This window comes from Amycolatopsis sp. NPDC051128, from assembly GCF_040682715.1.
Taxonomy (GTDB): domain Bacteria; phylum Actinomycetota; class Actinomycetes; order Mycobacteriales; family Pseudonocardiaceae; genus Amycolatopsis.
Genome location: NZ_JBFBBN010000015.1, coordinates 158,634 through 179,244, shown reverse-complemented (window position 1 = coordinate 179,244; position 20,611 = coordinate 158,634). Strand labels below are relative to the sequence as shown.

The 20,611-nt window shown below is 70.6% G+C and carries 20 protein-coding genes; 4 read left to right on the top strand and 16 right to left on the bottom strand.

The window, feature by feature from the left end; translation table 11 throughout:
* Positions 1–112 precede the first annotated feature (112 nt).
* On the bottom strand, positions 113–1,381 hold the full coding sequence (locus tag AB0M82_RS18495; protein ID WP_364722967.1) for an MFS transporter: 1,269 nt from the start codon (positions 1,379–1,381) through the stop codon (positions 113–115).
* Positions 1,374–2,696, bottom strand: coding sequence for a GH1 family beta-glucosidase (locus AB0M82_RS18490; protein ID WP_364722979.1), 1,323 nt, complete (start codon positions 2,694–2,696; stop codon positions 1,374–1,376). The genes AB0M82_RS18495 and AB0M82_RS18490 overlap by 8 nt, the downstream gene beginning before the upstream one ends.
* Positions 2,697–2,825: 129 nt before the next feature.
* Here AB0M82_RS18490 and AB0M82_RS18485 point away from each other — a divergent pair, with 129 nt between their 5' ends.
* Complete coding sequence (locus AB0M82_RS18485) at positions 2,826–3,470, top strand: TetR family transcriptional regulator (RefSeq protein ID WP_364722965.1); 645 nt, start codon at positions 2,826–2,828, stop codon at positions 3,468–3,470.
* A gap of 152 nt (positions 3,471–3,622) precedes the next feature.
* On the opposite strand, the gene AB0M82_RS18480 is transcribed toward AB0M82_RS18485, so the two are convergent.
* Positions 3,623–4,807 carry an amino acid deaminase/aldolase gene (locus AB0M82_RS18480; protein ID WP_364722963.1) on the bottom strand — a complete coding sequence of 395 codons (1,185 nt, stop codon included), beginning with the start codon at positions 4,805–4,807 and terminating at the stop codon, positions 3,623–3,625.
* Between the two features lie 86 nt (positions 4,808–4,893).
* On the opposite strand from AB0M82_RS18480, the gene AB0M82_RS18475 reads away from it, so the two are divergent.
* Positions 4,894–6,192, top strand: coding sequence for a D-arabinono-1,4-lactone oxidase (locus AB0M82_RS18475; protein ID WP_364722961.1), 1,299 nt, complete (start codon positions 4,894–4,896; stop codon positions 6,190–6,192).
* Positions 6,193–6,200: 8 nt separating this feature from the next.
* Here AB0M82_RS18475 and AB0M82_RS18470 read toward each other — a convergent pair whose 3' ends face one another.
* The 3 genes from AB0M82_RS18470 to AB0M82_RS18460 are packed head-to-tail and all read right to left on the bottom strand — an operon-like array spanning position 6,201 to position 8,482.
* Positions 6,201–7,148: a ribose-phosphate pyrophosphokinase gene (locus AB0M82_RS18470; protein ID WP_364722959.1), complete on the bottom strand. Its 948-nt coding sequence runs from the start codon at positions 7,146–7,148 to the stop codon at positions 6,201–6,203.
* Positions 7,145–7,795 (bottom strand): SDR family oxidoreductase, encoded by a 651-nt coding sequence (locus AB0M82_RS18465; protein ID WP_364722957.1) that lies wholly within the window; start codon positions 7,793–7,795, stop codon positions 7,145–7,147. Before AB0M82_RS18465 ends, AB0M82_RS18470 begins: the two co-directional genes overlap by 4 nt.
* 33 nt (positions 7,796–7,828) lie before the next feature.
* Positions 7,829–8,482 (bottom strand): hypothetical protein, encoded by a 654-nt coding sequence (locus AB0M82_RS18460; protein WP_364722955.1) that lies wholly within the window; start codon positions 8,480–8,482, stop codon positions 7,829–7,831.
* A 421-nt stretch (positions 8,483–8,903) separates the two neighbouring features.
* Here AB0M82_RS18460 and AB0M82_RS18455 point away from each other — a divergent pair, with 421 nt between their 5' ends.
* A complete protein-coding gene (locus AB0M82_RS18455) occupies positions 8,904–9,974 on the top strand; it encodes a CoA ester lyase (protein WP_364722953.1) in 1,071 nt (356 codons plus the stop codon).
* Positions 9,971–10,828, top strand: coding sequence for a CoA ester lyase (locus AB0M82_RS18450; RefSeq protein WP_364722951.1), 858 nt, complete (start codon positions 9,971–9,973; stop codon positions 10,826–10,828). Before AB0M82_RS18455 ends, AB0M82_RS18450 begins: the two co-directional genes overlap by 4 nt.
* Before the next feature lie 15 nt (positions 10,829–10,843).
* Here the strand turns inward: AB0M82_RS18450 and AB0M82_RS18445 are convergent, their stop codons facing one another.
* The 10 genes from AB0M82_RS18445 to AB0M82_RS18400 all read right to left on the bottom strand — a co-directional run bounded on the left by AB0M82_RS18445 (position 10,844) and on the right by AB0M82_RS18400 (position 20,581).
* The gene (locus AB0M82_RS18445) at positions 10,844–11,689 is read right to left on the bottom strand and encodes a CU044_5270 family protein (RefSeq protein ID WP_364722949.1); all 846 of its coding nucleotides are present in this window, start codon (positions 11,687–11,689) and stop codon (positions 10,844–10,846) included.
* A complete protein-coding gene (locus tag AB0M82_RS18440) occupies positions 11,682–12,194 on the bottom strand; it encodes a sigma-70 family RNA polymerase sigma factor (protein ID WP_364722947.1) in 513 nt (170 codons plus the stop codon). The genes AB0M82_RS18445 and AB0M82_RS18440 overlap by 8 nt, the downstream gene beginning before the upstream one ends.
* Before the next feature lie 87 nt (positions 12,195–12,281).
* Positions 12,282–13,667, bottom strand: coding sequence for an amidase (locus tag AB0M82_RS18435; protein WP_364722945.1), 1,386 nt, complete (start codon positions 13,665–13,667; stop codon positions 12,282–12,284).
* 9 nt (positions 13,668–13,676) lie between these two features.
* Complete coding sequence (locus AB0M82_RS18430; RefSeq protein ID WP_364722943.1) at positions 13,677–14,432, bottom strand: SDR family oxidoreductase; 756 nt, start codon at positions 14,430–14,432, stop codon at positions 13,677–13,679.
* Positions 14,429–15,850, bottom strand: coding sequence for an aldehyde dehydrogenase family protein (locus AB0M82_RS18425; RefSeq protein ID WP_364722941.1), 1,422 nt, complete (start codon positions 15,848–15,850; stop codon positions 14,429–14,431). The genes AB0M82_RS18430 and AB0M82_RS18425 overlap by 4 nt, the downstream gene beginning before the upstream one ends.
* Positions 15,843–16,619, bottom strand: coding sequence for an ATP-binding cassette domain-containing protein (locus tag AB0M82_RS18420; protein WP_364722939.1), 777 nt, complete (start codon positions 16,617–16,619; stop codon positions 15,843–15,845). The genes AB0M82_RS18425 and AB0M82_RS18420 overlap by 8 nt, the downstream gene beginning before the upstream one ends.
* On the bottom strand, positions 16,616–17,347 hold the full coding sequence (locus AB0M82_RS18415; protein WP_364722937.1) for an ABC transporter ATP-binding protein: 732 nt from the start codon (positions 17,345–17,347) through the stop codon (positions 16,616–16,618). The genes AB0M82_RS18420 and AB0M82_RS18415 overlap by 4 nt, the downstream gene beginning before the upstream one ends.
* The gene (locus AB0M82_RS18410; RefSeq protein WP_364722935.1) at positions 17,344–18,150 is read right to left on the bottom strand and encodes an ABC transporter permease; all 807 of its coding nucleotides are present in this window, start codon (positions 18,148–18,150) and stop codon (positions 17,344–17,346) included. Before AB0M82_RS18410 ends, AB0M82_RS18415 begins: the two co-directional genes overlap by 4 nt.
* A complete protein-coding gene (locus AB0M82_RS18405) occupies positions 18,150–19,094 on the bottom strand; it encodes an ABC transporter permease (RefSeq protein ID WP_364722933.1) in 945 nt (314 codons plus the stop codon). The genes AB0M82_RS18410 and AB0M82_RS18405 overlap by 1 nt, the downstream gene beginning before the upstream one ends.
* The gene (locus AB0M82_RS18400; protein WP_364722931.1) at positions 19,091–20,581 is read right to left on the bottom strand and encodes an ABC transporter substrate-binding protein; all 1,491 of its coding nucleotides are present in this window, start codon (positions 20,579–20,581) and stop codon (positions 19,091–19,093) included. Before AB0M82_RS18400 ends, AB0M82_RS18405 begins: the two co-directional genes overlap by 4 nt.
* Between the last annotated feature and the right edge of the window lie 30 nt (positions 20,582–20,611).

Here is a 20,611-nt window from a genome sequence, read left to right as displayed (position 1 = left end):
GGGCCCGCGGGCGGGTTGTCATTGCGGGCCACCCCCCACTTAGTTTGACCGGGTTTTTTTGGTGATGTGCGTCCAACATAAGTCCCTCAATGCGACATTCACGGCTTTTGGGTTAGCGGACGGCCTTCACCCGCAGCACCAGCACCGCGGCCAGCAGCGTCGCCACCGCCGAGGCGGCGAAGAGGCCCGAGTAGCCGCCGAGGTAAGCCAGCACCAGCGGTGTCACCAGCGGGGCCACCACCTGCGGCAGCGAGCTGGCGATGTTGATGACGCCGAGGTCCTTCGCGCGGTCCTGCGCCGTCGGGAGCACCTGCGTCAGCATCGCCAGCGCGACCGCCATGTACGCCCCGAAACCGACGCCGAGCAGCGGGGCCGCGGCGAGTGCCGCCGGCCAGCTCTGCCAGAGCACCAGCAGCAGCGCGGCCAGTGCCATCACGCCGGAAGCCGCGAGGACATAGGGCTTGCGGCGTCCGGACTTGTCCGAAAAGTGCCCGGCGAGCACCGCGCCGGCGACGAGCGCGACGCCGTACAGCCCCATCATGATGAGCAGCCCCGTGTCGGGGTCCGGGTAGTGCACCGCGTCCTTCAGGAAGAACAACAGGTAGAGCGTCCCGAACGCGTTGCCGAGGTTGATCATGAAGTGACACGACCACGCCCATGCGAAGTCCGGGTTGCGCCGCGGCGAGACCCAGAGGTTGCGGATGACCTCGCCGGCCGCCGACGAAGGTCGGAACTCCACCGGCAGACGCGCGTCCGGCGTCCGGAGCACGAAGAGCGCGGCTCCGACGACGACGATCACCGCGCAGGCCGCGTACGCCAGCGGCAACCCGGCGATACCGAGCATCACGACGACCACGACCGCGCCCAGCACCGTGCCGAGCATCTGCGCGATGCCGACGAGCCCGCCGACCTGCGCCCGCTGGCCGACCGGGACGCGGTCGGCGATCGCGGACATCAGCGTGGCGAGCATGCCGTTGAGCCCGGCCTGCACGAGACACCAGCCGACGATCATGAGCGCGACGTCCGGCGCGAACGCCAGCACCAGCAGCCCGACGGCGGCGACCACCGCGCCGATCACCGTCCACGGGTGGCGGCGGCCGAACCGCGAACACGTGCGGTCCGACAACAGCCCGACCGCCGGGTTGACGATCAACGCCACCACCGCGCCGACGCCCATCACCAGACCGAGCACGAACTCCTTGTTCACCTGGTCGAGGAGCTCCGCCTGCTGCGGCAGCAACACCTGGATCGGGGCGTAGACCCCCAGCCAGAGCGCGATGTTCGCGAAGAACAGCAGGCTCATCCAGCCGGGCCGCACCCGCACGACGGGCTCGGCGAGGGCTACCGGCAGGCCGGCGGCCTCGGTCGTCTCACTACTCATTCCGCACCAGCTTCCGGTACCAGTGGAACGAGTCCTTCGGCGTCCGCCGCAGGGTCTCGTAGTCGACGTGCACCAGGCCGAAGCGCGGCGCGTAACCCTTGGACCATTCGAAATTGTCCATCAGGGACCAGCAGAAGTAGCCCCGGACGTCGACGCCGGCGTCCATCGCTTCGCGCAGCGCGACGAGATGGCCGTGCAGGAAGTCGATGCGCTCGGGGTCGTGGACGTGGCCGTCTTCGGCGACCTCGTCGGCGAAGCTGCAGCCGTTCTCGGTGATCTGGATCGGCGGCAGCTTGTCGCGGTAGCGGCGGTGGAAGTCCAGCAGCAGCTCGCGCAGGGCGTGCGGGACGATCGGCGAGTCGTTCGTCGTCATGGGGTAGCCGTCGACGTCGCGGAGTTCGAAGGGCAGCGGGTTGCCCGGGCCGGGCGCGGCGACGCCCTGCGGTTCGTAGTAGTTGACGCCGTAAAAGTCGAGAGGCTGCGCGATGGTCGGCAGGTCGTCGGCGAAACCGGCCGGCAGGTGGTCGTGGAGCTGCTCCGGGTAGCTGCCGAGCAGCACGGGATCAGCGTAGAGCCGGTTGATGAGCGCGTCGAGCCACTCCGCGGCGGCCGCGTCCTCCGGGGTGTCGGTGGCGGGCCAGATCGGCGAGTGGTTGTTCGCCGTGCCGACGTTCGTCGCGCCCGCCGCGCGCAGGGCCTGGACGGCCAGACCGTGCGCGAGGTTCTGGTGGTGCGCGGTCGGGATCGCGTCGAGCAGGAGCGTCTTGCCGGGCGCGTACTCGCCGATCCCGTAGCCGAAGATCGACATCACCATCGGCTCGTTCAGCGGAATCCACAGCTTCACCCGATCGGCGAAGCGGTCACCCAAGATGCGGGCGTACTCGGCGAAACGCTCGGCGGTGTCGCGCGCGAGCCAGCCGCCGTCGTCCTCGATGGCCTGGGGGGTGTCCCAGTGGTAGAGCGTGACGGCGGGGGCGATGCCCGCCGCGCACACGGCGTCGATGAGCTTGTCGTAGAAGCCGAGGCCCTCGGGATTGGGCGCGCCCTTGCCGTCGGGCTGGATGCGCGGCCAGGCGATGGACATCCGGTAGGCGCCGACGCCGAGTTCCGCCATCAGCGCGATGTCTTCGGGGTAGCGGTGGTAGTGATCGGCGGCTACGTTTGCTTGTTCGCCGCGGGCGATCTTGCCCTCGGTCGCGGTGAACGTGTCCCAGATGGACGGTCCGCGCCCCCCTTCACTGGTGGCACCTTCGATCTGGAATGCCGAGGTCGAAACCCCCCAGAGGAAGTCGGGCGGGAAGATCGGGTTCTGCACCGGCGCTGACCCCTTCGTCAGGACACCCATACGGGTGAACATGAAAAGTTCTCATATACTAGGTCTTCACTCGTCCGTGGGGAAGCCCGTCGGCACGATAAAGTCCCAGATCAGACGAGGAGGAGCGCCGTGTCCGACATCCAGGCCGCGAAGGTGCCGGCTGAAGCCACCCCCTTGCGCCGGCAACCGGTCCAGCAACGCAGCGCGAAGCGGGTCGAGCAGATGCTCGACGCCAGCGCGGCGTTGATCGACGAGCTCGGTTACGACGCACTGACGACGACCTTGATCGCCAAACGAGCGGGGGTCGCCGTAGGTTCGCTGTACCAGTTCTTCCCGGACAAACGTGCCGTCGTGCAAGCGCTTACCGCGCGGAACCTCGAACGGTTCGTCGCGGCGGTGGACGAGCGCATCAAGCTGCTCGGCTCCGAGCACTGGTGGGACCTCGTCGACTCGATCCTCGACATCTACCTGGAGATGCACCGTTCGGTCCCCGGGTTCTCGAAGGTCCACTTCGGCGACATCATCGACCGCCAGCTGCTCGACGAGACCCGCGACAACAACGCGGTGATCGTCGACTCGCTGACCGAAATGCTGACCGCCCAGGTCGACCGCCCGGTGGAGGACCTGCGGTTCGCGCTCACGATCGCCAACGAGGTCGCGGACGCGCTGCTGAAGCTGGCCTTCCGACGGGAGCCGAGCGGGGACGAGAAGATCGTCGCCGAGGCCAAGTACGTGGTGAAGGGCTACCTGGCGGCCCGGTTCGGGGAGCAGTAGGCACGACTGTCCACAGAAGTTGTCCACAGGCATGCACAGCTGTGGACAACTCTGCGTTTTGGCGCGGGGCTGTCGGTGACCACCGATAGACTGGACGTGGGGACGCCCCCCAGGGAGGGTGGGGGAGTTTCCGGCGAAGTCGCTTTAGCTGGTCAGCCGAAGTTCTGGTGCTCGCCTCGGTAGGTCGGGACCGTGCGTTCCACGCGGTCGCCCATCACCAGGTGGTAGTGCGTGAAGCGCTCCGCCAGCTCGCCCGCCTTCGCGTGGCGCAGCCACACCCGGTCGCCCAGTTTGAGCGTTCGGGCCGCGCGGCCCGTCACCGGTGTCTGGACTTCGCCCGCTCCCTCGAAGCCCAGGAGTTTCAGGCCCGTCGGGAGGTACGGCTGGGGCGCTCGCGAAGGACCCGTCGGGCCCGAGGCGATGTAGCCGCCGGAGAACAGCGTGGCGATGGTGCGGGTCGGGCGGCGGACCACCGGCAGGGCGAACAGCGCCGCCGGGCGGGGCTTGAACCGGGTGTAGCCGTCGAACAGTGTCGGGCCGATCAGGCCTGAGCCGGCCGCTATTTCGGTGACCACCGCGTCCGCGCCCGTGGACTCGATGCTTCCGGTGCCGCCGCCGTTGACGAACTCCAGGTCCGTCACCTCGCTGATCGCGCGGATCACCGCGCCGCGGCGACGGGCCAGCTCGGCCGCCGAGCGGCGCTGCATCCAGCCGACCAGTGCCTGGTTGAAGCGGCGACCGACCGCGTCGCCGAGGCCCGCGATCTGGCCTTCGTACGCCATCACGCCGACCAGGCGGAAGCCCGGCCGGGCGACGATGGCCCCGGCGAAAGCCGAAGCCTGCTTCGGGGTGAACACCGGCGAGCGGCGCGTGCCGACGTGGATTCCCGGCAGCGGGCGCCACGACGCGTCGAGCTCCAGGCAGACGCGGATCTCCGGGTGGCCGTGGCCGAGGGCGGCGTCGACCAGGTCCAGGTGCTCGGACGAGTCGACCATGATCGAGATCGCGGCGCGCGCCCGGTCGTCCGCGGCCAGGCGGCGGAGCGCTTCGTGGTCGGCCGTCGGGTAGGCGACGACGATGTCCTCGGTCGTACCCTGCTCGACGTGCCAGATCGCCTCCGCGAGCGAGTAGCACATCAGGCCTTCGAAGCCCGGCATCGCGAGCACCCGCTCCAGCAGCGCGCGGCACCGCACGGACTTGCTGACGACGCGGATCGGCTTGCCCGACGCGCGGCGCCGGAGGTCGTCGGCGTTCGCGTCGAAGGCGGTCAAGTCGACGACGGCCAAGGGTGGATCGAGGTCCTTGGTCGCCAAGTCGTACACCGTCGCACTGGTCACGAGGTCTAAAGTACGACACGAAGGCTTGAAACGCGAATACTATTCACTTACTGTTTCGGGCACTCGACATGATGAAGGGTGCGCGCATGACCCGGTGGACCAACTGGGCGGGCACAGCGTCCGCCTCGCCGCAGCACGTTCACCAGCCCCGCAGCACGGCTGAGATCGCGGCGACCATCGAACGCATCGCCGCGGCCGGCCGCGCCGTGCGCCCGTGGGGCAGCGGACACTCCTTCACCGCGATCGCCGTCGCCGACTCGGACGCCATCGACCTGCGCGGCTGGACCGGCATCGAACGCGTGGACGTCGCCACCGGGCACGTCACCGTCCGCTCGGGCACCACGATCCGGCAGCTCAACGCCGAACTCGACGCGCTCGGGCTGGCCATGACCAACCTCGGTGACATCGACGCACAGACCATCGCCGGCGCGATTTCGACCGGCACCCACGGCACCGGCGCGCGGCTCGGCGGCATCGCGACCCAGATCGTCGCGCTCGAACTCGTCCTCGCGGACGGCTCCGTGGTCAGCTGCTCGGCCGACGAGCGGCCGGACCTCTTCGCCGCCGCCCGCGTCGGCCTCGGCGCGCTCGGCGTGATCACCACCGTGACCCTGCAGTGCGAACCGTCGTTCTTCCTGCGCGCGCAGGAACGGCCGGAACCGCTGGAACAGGTTCTCGAAGGGTTCCACGACTTCGCCGCGGACAACGACCACTTCGAGTTCTACTGGTTCCCCTACGGCAAGAACGCACTGGTCAAGCGCAACAACCGCTGCGAGACGGCGCGACCGCTGAGCAAGGTCCGCGAGTTCGTCGACTACCGGATCATGGAGAACGTCGCGTTCGGCGGACTCTGCCGGACGGGACGGCGGATGCCGCGGCTCGTGCCGTCACTCGGCAGCTTCGCGTCGAACGCGCTCTCCGCGCGCGAGTACAGCGACCTCTCGCACCGCGTCTTCGTCACCGCGCGGAACGTCCGCTTCACCGAGACCGAGTACGCGATTCCCCGTGAATCGGTCCTCGACGTACTCACCGAGCTGCGCGCGCTGGTGCCGCGGCTGAAGGACCCGGTGATGTTCCCGGTCGAGGTCCGCGTCGCCGCCGGCGACGACATCTGGCTGTCGACCGCGCAGGGCCGCGACTCCGCCTACATCGCCATCCACCAGTTCGTCGGCATGCCGTACCGCGAGTACTTCAGCGCGTTCGAGAAGATCGCCGGCGCCGTCGGCGGCCGCCCGCACTGGGGCAAGATGCACGACCTCGACGCCGGCGTCCTCCGCTCGCGCTACCCGCATTTCGACGACTTCCTGCGCGTGCGCAAGGAAACCGACCCGAGCGGCGTCTTCACGAACACCTACCTGGACCGGGTGCTCGGGCGGGCGGGCTAGCACCCGGCTCAGAACAGCGCGGACACCGATTCGCCGTTGTGGATCCGGCGGATCGCCTCGGCCATGGCCGGCGCGATCGACAGGATCTTCAGCTTTTCGGTGCGTTCCTCCTCGGGCACCGGGACCGTGTTGGTGCAGACGATCTCCAGCACCTCCGCCCGGCTGCCGATCCGCTCGATGGCCTTCGCCGCGAACAGCCCGTGCGTGCAGGCGACGCGGATCGACCGCGGTTCCAGCTCGGCGAGCTTGTCCAGCAGTTCGAGCACGGTGCTGCCCTTGGCGATCTCGTCGTCGAGCACGATCACGTCGCGGCCGGTGATCTCGCCGATCACCGAGCTGATCTGGACGCGGTCGTCGGGGAACCGCTCCTTCGCCCCGGCCGCGACCTGGACGCCGAGGAGCCGCGCGAAGTGCGACGCCTCCTTCGCGTTGCCGAGGTCGGGCGAGACGACGGTGGTGCGCGAGAGGTCGTACTGGCGGAAGTGCTTGGCCAGCTCCTTCAGCGCGTGCAGGTGGTCGACCGGGACGCTGAAGAAGCCGTGGACCTGCGGCGAGTGCAGGGTCATCGCGAGCACGCGGTTCGCGCCGGCCGTGGTCAGCAGGTCAGCGACCAGGCGGCCGCCGAGGGAGATGCGCGGTGCGTCCTTCTTGTCCGAGCGCGCGTACGAGTAGTGCGGCATGACGGCGGTGATCCGGGACGCCGAAGCGCCGCGAGCGGCGTCGAGCATCAGCAGCAGCTCGACGAGGTGCTCCTGCACCGGCTTGACCAGCGGCTGGATGATGAAGACGTCCCGCTCGCGGCAGTTCGCCTGCAGCTGCACTTCGAGGCAGTCGTTCGCGAAGCGCCGGATCTCGGCCGGTTGCAGCGGCACGCCCAGGTGCTCGCAGATCTCCGCGGCCAGTTCGGGGTGCGCGCTGCCGCTGAAGACGGCGATTTCTCTCGATGCTTCGTTCACAGTGCTGAAATCGCCTCGCCGATCGAGACCTCGCCAGAGATCAGTGTCAGGGTGCGGCCCACCGAAGCGGGCGCCTCGAGCAGGCCGGCGAGCACAGCGGCGACGTCGTCGCGCGGCACCGGGCCGCGGCCGGTCTTCTCGGCCAGCAGGACCAGGCCGGTGCCGGGGTCGTCGGTCAGCTGCCCCGGCCGGAGGATGGTCCAGTCGAGGTCGCGCGCCTTGAGGTCGTCCTCCGCCGCGCGCTTGGCGCGCAGGTAGTGGCGGAATTCCTCGGTGACGTCGGGATTCTCCGGGTTGTCGGCGCCGATGGACCCGACCTGGATGTGCCGCCGGACGCCGGCCCGCTCGGCGGCTTCGGCGAACAGGGCCGCGGCGCCACGGTCCACAGTGTCCTTGCGGGCGGTGCCGCTGCCCGGCCCCGCGCCGGCGGAGAACACCGCGACGTCGGCGCCCTTCAGCACTTCGGCGACGGCGTCCACATCGGAGTTCTCCAGGTCGAGCACGACCGCCTGGGCGCCGGCGGCTTCGAGGTCCGCCGTGTGGGCGGGATTCCGGATGATCCCGACCGCTTCGTCACCGCGCGCGACGAGCAACCGCTCGAGACGCAACGCGATCTGACCGTGTCCACCAGCAATGACGACTCGCATGCCCCGACCCTAGTGGGGATCGATCGGAACCCGTCAGTCGAGCGACGCGGGGGCCTCGGCGGTGCGGAGCAGGTGGTCGTAAACCACTTCGTTGACCAGGCGGGAGACCGGGTCCTCGGCCAGCACGACGCGCTCGGTGCGGCCCTCGAGGTCGAGGTCGACGACCACGTTCGGGTCGGCGGTCACGACGGCGAGGCCGTACGCGCGGGCGCGCGGCAGGCAGTTGCCGACGTAGTCCTCGGTCAGCACGACCGGCGACGGCAGCACCATCGCGGCCTCGCCGTAGCGGGCGAACGGAACCGCGGAGGCCATCGCGGTGCGCCAGTGGCGCGCGACGGCCAGGACGCCGACGATCTCGGCGGCCGGGGCGGGGGCGGTTCCGGCCAGCTCCGGCCAGGTCCAGGTGTCGACGGTGGCGCGGTCGGCCACCGGGCCGGCACCCATCGCGATGCGTTCGGCGTGCACGTCGGTGCGAAGCTTGGCGACCACGCAGACCTTGCGGCCGAGGATCGTGGTCTCGGGGAGGACGACGCCGTTCCAGCCCAGCTGGGCGGCGGCGGCGCGGGCGAGTTCGTCGACGCTCGCGGGCAGTTCGATCGGCGGCACCACGCGGCTCGGCATCGACCGGCTGCGCTTCGCGCCACCGGCGACCGTCGAGCGCTCGGTGTTCTGAGGTGTAGCCGCCACGAGTCCGCCTCCTTCTAACCTTCACCGCTTCGTGACCGGGGAAAACCGGCACCTCACTTGTCTAACAGCGCGGCGGCGCGGAGTCGCCGGGTAGTGCTGCCGGCTGCGATCGACGGCGCCCAGCGATCGATGACCGGTCGGTAGGCGGTCATCGGACTTCGGTCGAACGGTGCGGCCAACCGAGTGAGAGCGCTGGTGAGTGGCATTACCGTCCGCCCGCGGCCGGCTACCCAAGGCAGAATGCCAGACCGGGCCCGACTAGCCCATTTGGCGCAATCCAGGGAGAATCCACAATGGACTCGGCTCGCTGAGCTGCGGTTGCCCGCCGTCACCCACATGGCGGTGAGCTACGCCGCAGCGGGCACGCGCGCCCGGGACTAAAGTTACCGGCCAGTCACTTAGCCGCCGCAGTGGAGGACCGATGCGCTCCCCGAAGGACTTCTTCGCCCCGCTCGCCCTGGGCGCGCCCGCCCCCGTGCGGGAGATCCCGGTGACGCCGTCCCGGATGATCCACTTCTTCGACCCGGGCAACGAAAAGATGGCGGCGAAGGTGCCGGACATCGCGAAGAAGGTCGACGTCCTGCTCGGCAACCTCGAGGACGCCGTCCGCGCCGACCGCAAGGAGGCCGCGCGCGCCGGGCTCGTCGCGATCGCCAAGGCGAACGACTTCGGGAAGACGCAGCTGTGGACGCGCGTCAACAGCCTCGACTCGCCGTGGGTGCTCGACGACCTGGTCACGCTGGTCACGGAGATCGGCGACAAGCTCGACGTGATCATGGTGCCGAAGGTCGAGGGCGCGCAGGACATCCACTACGTCGACCGGCTGCTGGCCCAGCTCGAAGCGCGTGCCGGCCTGACGAAACCGTTGCTGGTGCACGCGATCCTCGAGACGGCGAGCGGTGTGGCCAACGTGGAGGAGATCGCCGGCGCGAGCCCGCGCATGCAGGGCATCTCGCTCGGCCCGGCCGACCTGGCCGCGAGCCGCCGGATGAAGACGACCCGCGTCGGCGGCGGGCACCCCGGCTATCTGGTGCGGACCGACCCGGTCGGCGACGACCTCACCGAGGGCCGGACGACCTACCAGCAGGACCTCTGGCACTACACGGTGGCGCGGATGGTCGACGCGTGCGCGATGCACGGGATCCTGCCGTACTACGGGCCGTTCGGGGACATCCGCGACGTCGTCGCCTGCGAGGACCAGTTCCGCAACGCGTTCCTGCTCGGCTGCGTCGGCGCGTGGAGCCTGCACCCGGTGCAGATCGACATCGCGAAGAAGGTGTTCTCGCCTTCACCGTCCGATGTGGCCTGGGCGCGCCGGGTGATCGCCGAGATGGGCGACGGCACCGGCGCGGTGATGATCGACGGGAAGATGCAGGACGACGCGTCGGTGAAGCAGTGCCGCGTGGTCGCCGAACTGGCCGACGCCCTCGCGGCGGACGACCCCGAACTCGCGGCCGCCTACGACGCGGCCACCAAGGAGACTCTCGGATGACCACGCCTCGACGTTCCGTCCTCTACATGCCGGGCGCCAACGAACGCGCACTGGAGAAGGCCAAGACGATCCCGGCGGACGCGCTGATCCTCGACCTCGAGGACGCCGTCGCGCCGGACGCGAAGGAAGCCGCGCGCGAACGGGTCTGCGCGGCCGCTGCTTCGAGCGACTACGGCTCGCGGGAAGTGACCATCCGGGTCAACGGCCTCGACACCGAATGGCACGACGCCGACCTGCGCGCGGCCGCTTCGGCCGGGCCGGCCGCGGTGGTCGTGCCGAAGGTGAACTCGGCGGCCGAGGTGCACAACATCGAGCGCGCGCTGGAGCTGGGCGGAGCGCCGGAGCACACGAAGATCTGGGCGATGGTCGAGACGCCGGTCGCGATGCTGCACGCCGAGGAGATCGCGGCGGCGTCGGAGCGGCTGACCGTGCTGGTGATGGGCACGAACGACCTGGCCAAGGAGCTGCACGCGGAGTTCGTGCCCGGCCGCGGCCCGCTGCTCGGCGGGCTTTCGCTGTGTCTGCTGGCCGCGCGCGCGACCGGCAAGGCGATCCTCGACGGCGTATACAACGACGTGAAGGACCTTGCCGGGTTCGAAGAAGAGTGCAAGCAGGGCCGCCAGTACGGCTTCGACGGCAAGACGCTCATCCACCCGGCGCAGGTGGAGCCGTGCAACCGGATCTTCGCGCCGTCCGAGGAGGAGATCGACCGGTCGCGCCGGATCATCGAGGCTTTCGAAGAGGCCACGGCAGCCGGCCGCGGAGTGGTCACTGTGGACGGCCGGATGATCGAGAACCTCCACGTCGACAACGCGCGGCGGGTGCTGGCGCTGGCCGAGGCCGTCAAGAGCTGACGACCTCGGCCACGCTCACTTCGGCAGGTCGTCCGTCCACTCGCCACTGACCGCGTACGTGTCACCGTTCGCGTCGTGGGCCGGCTTGCCGTCCGGGCCCAGGAACACCGACGACCCGTCCACCTGGCCGGTCGCCGGGTCGACGACGAGGCGGCCACCGCCTGGCAGGCGCACGCCCTTGCCGTCCGGCGACGCGCTCACGTCCGGGTACGCGGCGATCGCGCGGAACGCCGCCGCCCGGACCGCCGGGGGCGAAGGCACGGTGGAGACCAGGTCGATCAGCGACTGGAGCACCGCCGTGTCCAGCTGGTTCGCGACGGTCCCGTGCCGCGTCAGCCCCTCCGCGAGCCAATCGCGCAGGGCCGCCGGATCCGCGGGCAGCGTCAGGATCCGGCTGAGCGTGACGTCGTCGTCGCCGTTCAGCCGGATGGGCCTGGGCCGGCTCGCCAGGACGGCCTTGCCGTGGGTCCTCGAGGTGCGGTACCACTCCTGCCCGTCGGTGGTGGTCCAGTACTCCCAGGACTCCTTGCCCACCTTCGTCGTCGTGTGCCAGTACTTGCCGGTGCCGACCTGGGCGCGTTCGGCGACCGTGGCCGCCGCCAGCAAGATCTGCCGTCCGGGGTCGACGGGCACCACCGCTTGGGGAGGCGGCGCGGGGGCCGGGGTTTCCGGCAAGGTCGCCACCACGACGGCGGCCGCGGCCGCCGCGGCGACGAGGCCCGCACCGATCGCCAGTGGGCGCACCCGCCTCCGTCGCGCACCGAGCATGCGGTTCTGCAGCCGGTGCCGGCTGCGGTCGACGACGTCCTGGGCGGGCTCGTCCGGGAGCAGCGCCGCGCGCACCGTCTGCAGGTCATTCATCGGAGGCCTCCTGGGCGAGAACGGGGGCGAGCTTCTTGCGGGCGCGCGTGAGCCGGGAGCCCACCGTGCCCGGGGAGATGCCGAGTGCCTCGCCGACTTCCGAGTAACCGAGGTCGGCGAGGGCCACCAGCAGCAGGACGTCGCGTTCTCCGGCGGACAGCCGCGACAACGCTTTTCCCACGTGCCCGGCCATGACGACGCGGTTTTCGTGGCCTTCGGCGGGCCTGGGCGTTTCCAGCCGCGAGAGCGCGCGGTAGTGGCGGGCTTCCTTGCGGCGGTGCCGCGACACGAGGTTCGTCGCGATGCCGAACAACCAGGCCCGCGGGTCGCCGCGAGTGGCGTCGAACGTTTTCCGGCGGTCGAAGGCGACCAGGAACGTCTCGGCGGCGACGTCCTCCGCGGCCTGGGCGCCGAGCCGGCCGGCGACGTACCGGTAGATCGCCGCGAAGTGGCGGTCGTGCACCTCGGTGAACGACTCGGTGCCGAGCGCCGGGGCCGCCGTCATGGGGCTGCCTCTGTCATGGAGTTCCTTTCCCGTCGGCGACAGCTTCACCACCACTTCGCCGCGGGCCCGGAACTCCTTCCCGCTTTTTCAGCCCACCGGCCAGGGACGCTGTGGCGGGCGAAGGCGTTCGTACGCCGCGGCTGCCCGCAGGACGCCGACGTCGTCGAAGCGGCGGCCGGAGATCTGGAGGCCGATCGGACGGCCGTCGTCGGTGTAACCGCAGTTCAGCGACACCGCGGGCTGGCCGGACATGTTGTACGGCACCGTGAACGCGATGTGCTCGAACGGCCGGGCCGGGTCGTTCGTCGGGGACGCCCACTCCGCGGGCGGGGCGGAGACCGGGCACGTCGGCGACAGCACGACGTCGAATCCCGAAGTCGCGCGCAGGGCCGCGACGCTGATTTCGTCGATCCGGGCGAAGCCGCGGTAGACGTCCACACCGGACATGTCCGCGCCGCCCGCCGCCCAGTCCGCGATGTACGGCAGGACCTTCGCGCGCCGCTCCGCCGGCAGCGCCGCCAGGTCCGCCCAGGCCCGGGTGCGCCAGAAGGTGTCCAGGCCGTCGAGCATGCCGCGGGTGAGGAACGGCCCGACCGGCTCGACGACCGCGCCCGCGGCCTCGAAAACGCGGGCCGCCGCGGCGACGGCGTCGAGCGTCACCGGGTCCACCGGGAGGCCGGGACCGGAGTCGAGGTGCAGGCCGACGCGCAACCCCGTCAACGAAAGCTCGAGCGAAGACCACAGCAGGTCGGCCGGCGGCAGGCTCAGGTGGTCACGGGCGTCGGGTGCGGACAGCACGCTCATCAGCAACGCCGTGTCGGCGACGGTGCGGGTCATCGGGCCGGCGACGCGGCCGAGGAACGGCGGGTCGACCGGCACCCGGCCGAAGCTCGGCTTCAACCCGACCAGGCCGCACCAGCCCGCGGGCAGCCGGATCGAGCCGCCGATGTCGGTGCCGACGTGCAGCGGGCCGTAGCCCGCGGCGGCCGCGGCGCCGGCGCCCGCGCTCGACCCACCCGGTGTCGCCGACGGCTGCCAGGGGTTCCGCGCCGTGGCGTGGAAGCTGGACAGCCCGGACGTCAGCATCCCGTAGTCCGGCATGGTCGTCTTGGCCAGCAGGACGCCGCCGGACTCGCGGACCCGCGCGGCCGCCGGTGCGTCCTCGGCGGCCGGGACGAGCGCGGTCGCGGCCGTGCCCAGCGGCACCGGCGTGCCACGAGTGGCGATGTTCTCCTTGAGCGTCAGCGGGACGCCGTCGATCGGGCCGAGCGGCTCACCGGCATGCCAACGCGCTTCAGCCGCCTTCGCATCCTCTCGCGCACCTGAGGGGTCGTACGCGTACAACGCGTGCAACTCCGGCTCTCGCGCCTCGATGCGAGTGAGAACGGCTTCGGTGACCTCGACCGGCGAGAGCGTCTTCGCGCGGTACTGCGCGACGAGTTCGACGGCGGTCAGGTCAGGCAACTCGGTCATGAACCCTCCTTACGACGTCGGCGGCTCGAAGCGGCCGTCGACGGCGGTCCAGCCGCCATCGACCGCCAGCACTGAGCCGGTCACGAACGACGAAGCGTCCGAAGCGAGGTACACGACAGCGCCGGCCAGCTCGTCCGGACGCGCCCAGCGGCCCAACGCGCTCTTCGTCGCGTACGCGGCGTACCACTCCGGGTTCGCCTTGATCGGCGCGGTCAGCGGCGTCTCGACGACGCCGGGGGCGATCGCGTTGACCCGGACGCCGGACGGCCCGAACTCCGCCGCCGCCGTCCGGAACAGCTGGACCAGACCGGCTTTCGTCGCCGCGTACGGCCCCTGGCCGGGCTCGACGGTCGTGCCCCGGATCGACGAGAAGCCGATGATGCTGCCGCGGCCACGCGCGACCATGTCGGCGCCGAACACGCGGACGACCTCGAACGCCACGCCGAGGTTCAGGGCGATGACGCGGTCGAACTCCTCCCGCGTGTAGTCCAGCAACCGTTTGCGGACGTTGGTCGCGGCGGTCAGCACCACGATGTCGAGCGGGCCGAGGTCGCTCGCGGCGCGGTCGATCGCCCCGGGCTCGAGCAGGTCGATTTCGTACGCCTCGCCGACGCCGGCCTCGCGCGCCGCCTCGACGTCCCGGTCGGCGCAGACGACGGAAGCGCCGTGTGCGGCCAGTGCCCGGGCTGCTTCGCGGCCGATGCCGCCCGCGCCGAGCACGACCGCTCGCCGTCCGTCCAGCCGGAACAGGTTCTCGTAGTTCACGGACGCAGCACCGCCATCCTCGTCACGGTCAGCTCTTCGACGGCGAAGCGCGGTCCTTCGCGGCCGATGCCGGAGTCCTTCACGCCGCCGTAGGGCATGGTGTCCGAGCGGAAGCCGGGGACTTCGTTGACCACGACGCCACCGACGTCCAGTTCGTCGAGCGCGCGGAACGCCGTGTTGAGGGACCGGCTGTAGACGCTGGCGTGCAGGCCGTAGCGGGACGCGTTCACCGCGGCGAAGGCTTCGTCCACGTCGGACACGGTGCGCAGGCAGACGACCGGGCCGAACACCTCCTCGTCCCAGCATTCGACGCCGTCGGGGACGTCGAGCAGGACCGTCGGCCGCACCACCGTGCCGTCGACGCCGCCGCCGACCTGCCGGGCTCCCGCCGCGACCGCTTTTTCGACCCAGGCCGAGACACGCGCGGTGGAGCCCGGGTCGATCAGCGCCGACACCCGCGTCTTCTCATCGCGCGGATCGCCGGTGACGACCTCGTCGAGGCGGGCCAGCACGCGTTCGGTGAACTCCGCGGCCACCGACGAGACGACCAGGACGCGCTGCACCGAGATGCAGGCTTGGCCGGACGCGTAGAACCCGCCGCGCAGCACGGCGTCCGCCGCCGCGTCCAGATCGGCGTCGTCCGCGACGACGAGCGCCGCGTTCGAGCCCAGCTCCAGCAGGGTTTTCGTGGGGGCCGCGTCGCGGGCGATGCGGTGCCCGACCGCGGCCGAGCCGGTGAACGAGACCGCGCCGATCCGGCGGTCGGTCGTCAGCGCCGCACCCACGGCGGCGTCGCCGGTGACCAGCTGGACCATGGCGGTGAGAGGCGCGACCGACCGGACCAGGTGGACCAGCCACAGCGTGGCCAGCGGCGTCTGCGGCGCCGGCTTGACGATCACCGGGCAGCCCGCCGCGATCGCGGGCGCGATCTTGTGCGACGCGAGCAGCAGCGGGTAGTTGAAGCCCGCGATGCCGACGACGACGCCGATGGGCTTCCGCTTCCAGAACCCGACCAGGCCGTCACCCGAGGGCAGCAGGTCGAGCGGCACGGTCTCGCCGTGCAGCCGCGACACCTCTTCGGCGGCGGCTTCCCAGGTGACGATCGTGCGGGCGACCTCGACGCGGCAGTCGACCAGCGGCTTGCCCGTCTCCAGCACCAGGAGGTTCTCGAACTCCTCCCGCCGTTCTCGCAACGCCGAAGCAACGTCGTTGAGCAGCGCACGGCGAGTCCGCGAAGGCAGCGAAGCCGCTTCGCGCGCAACCGCGACAGCCTCGTCGACAGCGCGGGTAGCCAGCTCCGGCGTGCCGACCGGGGCGCGGCCGACCACGCTCCCGTCGTAGGGGAAAACGATTTCCGAGGTATCCACAGTGGACACCCAGCCCGCGCCGACCGGCAGGCCATCCGGATAGTCAGTCATCTCCGTCTCCACCTCCGCTCAACCGGGCCAGTTCCGCGCGCAGGTTCGGCGCGGCTTTGAGGAGTTCCCGCGTGTACTCGTGCCGCGGCGCGTCGTAGACCTGCCCGACGTCGCCGAGCTCGACGATCTCGCCGCGGCGCATCACCGCGACCCGGTCGCAGACGTGCCGGACCACGCCGAGGTCGTGTGACACGAAGATCAGCGTCAGCGCGAACTGTTCCACCAGCGAGGCGAGCAGGTCGAGGATCTGGCCGCGCACGGAGACGTCGAGCGCGCTGACCGGCTCGTCGGCGATCAGCACGCTCGGGTTCGGCGCGAGCGCGCGGGCGATCGAGATCCGCTGCCGCTGGCCGCCGGAGAACTGGTGCGGGTAGCGCCCCGCCGCGTCTTCGGGCAGGCCGACGGCGGCGAGCAGTTCGGCGACGCGGTCGGGCTCGCGGCGGCCCAGCGGCTCGGAAATGATGTCGAGCACGCGCATCCGGGGGTCGAGCGACCCCATCGGGTCCTGGAAGACGATCTGCAGCTCCGACCGCAGGAACCCGAGCTTGCGTTCCGGGAGGTCGTCGATCCGGCGGCCCTGGAACGAGACGGTGCCCGCGGTCGGCTTGTCGAGCGCGGCCAGCAGCCGGACCAGCGTCGACTTGCCGGAGCCGGACTCGCCGACGATGCCGAACCGCTGCCCCGCCTCGACGTCGAAGCTGACGCCACGTAGGGCGTGGACCTCCCGGCGGGCGTAGCGGCGTTCCAGGTCGCGGACTTCGATGATCATCGCCGGGCCTCCAGGTCCGAGGCGTCCAGCAGCTTCCGCGTGTACGCGTGCTTCGGCTGCGTAAGCACTTCGCGCGTCGAACCCGCTTCGACGATCTCGCCGTCGAGCATCACGAGCACGCGCTCGCACACCGAAGCGACGACGGCGAGGTCGTGGGTGATGAACAGCAACGCGCTCTCGGGGGGCAACGACGTCCTGATCAGCGAAAGGATCTGGGCCTGCACCGTGACGTCGAGGGCGGTCGTCGGCTCGTCGCAGATCAGCAGGGCCGGGTGGTTGGCCAGCGCCATCGCGAGGACGACCCGCTGCCGCTGCCCGCCGGACAGCTGGTGCGGGTACGCGCGGGCGGTGCCCGGCAGGCCCACCGCGTCGAGCAGTTCTTCGGCGGACCGGCGACGCCCGTGGATCCGTCCCGGCTCGGTGACCTGGCGACCCACCCGCATGGCCGGGTTCAGCGCCGTCATCGGCTCCTGGAACACCATCGCCAGCTCGTCGCCGCGCAGCCCGGACATGTCCTTTTCGGACATTCCCAGCAGCTCGCGGTCGTCGAGGCGGACCGAGCCGGCCGCGCGGAGTTCCTCCGGCAGCAGGCCCATGATCGCCAACGCCGTCAGCGACTTGCCGGAACCCGACTCGCCGATCAGCCCGACGCGTTCGCCGGCGCCGATCTCGAAGGACACGTCACGAACCAGTTCGTTCACACTGAGCCCGCGCACCGAGAGCGTCATACCTTCGCCGCCAATCGGGGGTCCAGGCGGTCGCGCAGGCCGTCGCCGAGGAGGTTGAACCCGAGCACGGCGACGGCGATCGCGATACCCGGGACGAGCGCCAGCCGCGGGTGCACGGTCAGGAGTTCCTGGGACTCCTGCAGCATCCGGCCCCACGACGGCGTCGGCGGCCGCGTGCCGAACCCGAGAAAGGACAGCGCCGCCTCGGCGAGCACGGCGATCGCGAACGACACCGACGCCTGCACGATCAGCAGGCCGGAGATGTTCGGCAGCACGTGCCGCACGGCGATGGTCAGCCGCGACCGGCCGCCCGCCCGGGCGGCGAGCACGAACTCGGTGCTCATCACCTGCAGCGTTCCGGACCGGGCGATCCGCGCGAACGACGGGATCGTCGCGATGCCGATCGCGACCATCGCGGTCAGCGTGTCCGCCCCGAACACCGCGCCGAACATGATCGCCAGCAGCAGCGCGGGGAACGCGAGCACGAGGTCGTTGACGCGCATGACGAACTCGCCGAGCCACCGCGGCGACATGCCGGCCAGGACGCCCAGCGGCGTGCCGATCACCGCGGCGATGCCGACCGCGACGACACCGACGTACAACGTGGTCCGCGCGCCGACCATGATCTGGCTGAGCACGTCCCGGCCGAACTTGTCCGTGCCGAAGAGGTTGGCGCCGCCGAAGCCGAGCAGCCGGTGCGCCGCGTCGACCTTCACCGGGTCGAACGGCGTCCACACGAACGACAGCAGCGCGGCCACCACGACCAGGCCGACGAGCGCCCCGCCGATGACGAGATTGCGCATCACGAACCTCGCAATCGCGGATCGAGCACGGTGTAGAGGACGTCGACGACGAAGTTGACCAGCAGCACGCCGACCACCAACACGAGCACGATGCCCTGCACGGTCAGCAGGTCGCGGGAGGCGACGGCGTCCAGCAGCATCGAGCCCAGGCCGGGCAGCACGAACACGCGCTCGACGACGACGGCGCCGATCAGCAGCGTCGCCAGCTGCAGCCCGAGCACGGTGACCACGGGCACGGACGCGTTGCGCAGGCCGTGCCGCACCAGAGCCTGCCCCGGCCGCAGCCCCTTCGACCGCGCGGTGCGCAGGTAGTCCTGGCCGAGCGTGTCGAGCACCGCCGACCGGACGTAGCGCGTGAGCACCGCGCCTTGCACCAGCCCGAGCGACAGCGCGGGCAGGACCAGGCCGCGGACGAACTCGCCGGCGTCCTGGTTCGGCGGCGTCCACCCGCCCGACGGCAGCCAGCGCAGCTGCACGGCGAAGATCTGCACCAGGATGATCCCGGCGAGGAACGCGGGAATCGCGACGCCGATCTGCGACAGCCCCGAAACGCCCGCGCCGGCCGCCTTCCGGTGCTTCACCGCGGCGAACGTCCCGGCCGGCACGGCGATCACGAGCGCCACGAGCATCCCGGCGCCGACCAGCCACAGCGTGACGCCGAGGCGGTCGAGCAGCTGCGGGCCGATCGCTTCCCGCGTCACGTACGAGCGGCCGAAGTCACCGCTCAGCACGTGGGAGATCCAGTCGAAGTACTGCGTGACCAGTGGCCGGTCGATGCCGAACTCCGCGCGGGTCTTGGCGAGCAGCTCTGGTGTCGCGTTGACGCCGAGCGCGACCTGCGCCGGATCGCCCGGCAGCACGGCCATGAACAGGAACACCACGATCGACGCGACCAGCACGCTGACCACGAAGATCGCCACCCGGCGCAGCACCCTGGCGGTCATCGCGGCGCCAGCCCGGTGAGGTCGAAGGACTCGCTGACCTGGTTCGTCGCGAACCCACCGACCTTGGCCTTCGCCACGATCACGTTGGGGAACAGGAAGAGCCAGTCCGCGGCGGCGGCGGTGTTGAGCTGCCGCGCCACCTGCTTCATCGCCGCGACCTGCTGCTCCGGCGTCCCGCTGTCGGCCTCGGCGAGCAGCTGCTGGACGCGCTTGTCGTCGTAGCCCCAGTAGTACTTCGGCTTGCCGAACGTCGTGATGTCGCGGGCTTCGACGTGCTGGATGATCGACAGGTCGTAGTCGTGGTCGGTGAACACCTGCTTGAGCCACACCGCCGGGAAGTCGAGGGGTTCGATCGTCGCCCGCACGCCGACGTCGGCGAGCTGCGACTGGACGACCTGCGCGGCCGACACCGCGTACGGCAGGTTCGGGATCCGCATCCGCAGGTTCAGGTTCGTCGCGCCGGCCTCGGTCAGCAGCGCCTTCGCCTTCGCGGGATCGAACGGATAGACCTTGGCCAGGTCCTCGTACCAGGGGTCGGTGGGCGGGACCATGCTGCCGATCAGCGTGCCGCGGCCGGCCCACGCCGTGTCGAGCAACGCCTGCCGGTCGATCGCGTAGGTCAGCGCCTGGCGCACGCGGACGTCGGTCAGCGGCGCGCGCCGGTTGTTGAACGCCAGCGTGACCTCGCTGTTCGAGGTGCCCTGGACGACCTGGAACCGGTCGTCGGCCTGGAACTGCGGGATCGAGTCGGGTGCGGTGATCGCCGAGATGACGTCGATGCCGTTGCTGTAGAGCGCGTTGTTCAACGCGGTCGGGTCCTTGATGTACTTGAGGACCACCGTGGTGTATGCCGGTTTCCGGCCCCAGTACGCGGGATTCGCCTTCAGCACGACGGAGTCGCCGCGCTTGCGCGCCGCCACGACGTATGGCCCGGTGCCGACCGGCTTGTTCGCCAGGTCGGCGACGCCGGTGGGGCTGAACATCGCGCCCAGGCGGCTGGTCAGACTGAACAGCCAGCCGTTGGACGGCTTCGCCAGCACGACCCGCGCGTGGTCCGGCGCCACGACGTCGACGTGGTCGACGACGTCCATTGTGGACTTGATCGAAATCGTCCAGTCGGTCTTGACGCGCAGCAGCGAGAACTTGACGTCCTCGGCGGTGAACGGCGCGCCGTTGCTGAACTTGACGCCCTGCCGCAGCTGGAAGTCGTAGGTGCGCCGGTCCGGGCTGATCGTCCACGACCGCGCGAGCAACGGCACGACCCGGCCCTGCGAGTCGAGCTTCACCAGACCTTCGTAGACGTTGTACAGCAAGGCCTGCGGGATCGCGGCCCCGTCGGTGCGGGTGAAGTCGAAGTTCGCCGGCTCGGCCGTGAAGCCGACGGAAAGGGTGTCCGGACCAGCGGAAACGCTCGCCGACGAGCCGGCCGAGCAGCCGGCTGCCACGAGCAGCAGCGCCGCCGCCACCACGTGAAGCCGGGCTTTCATTCGTCCTCCAGGTCGGTACACTGGTCTGAC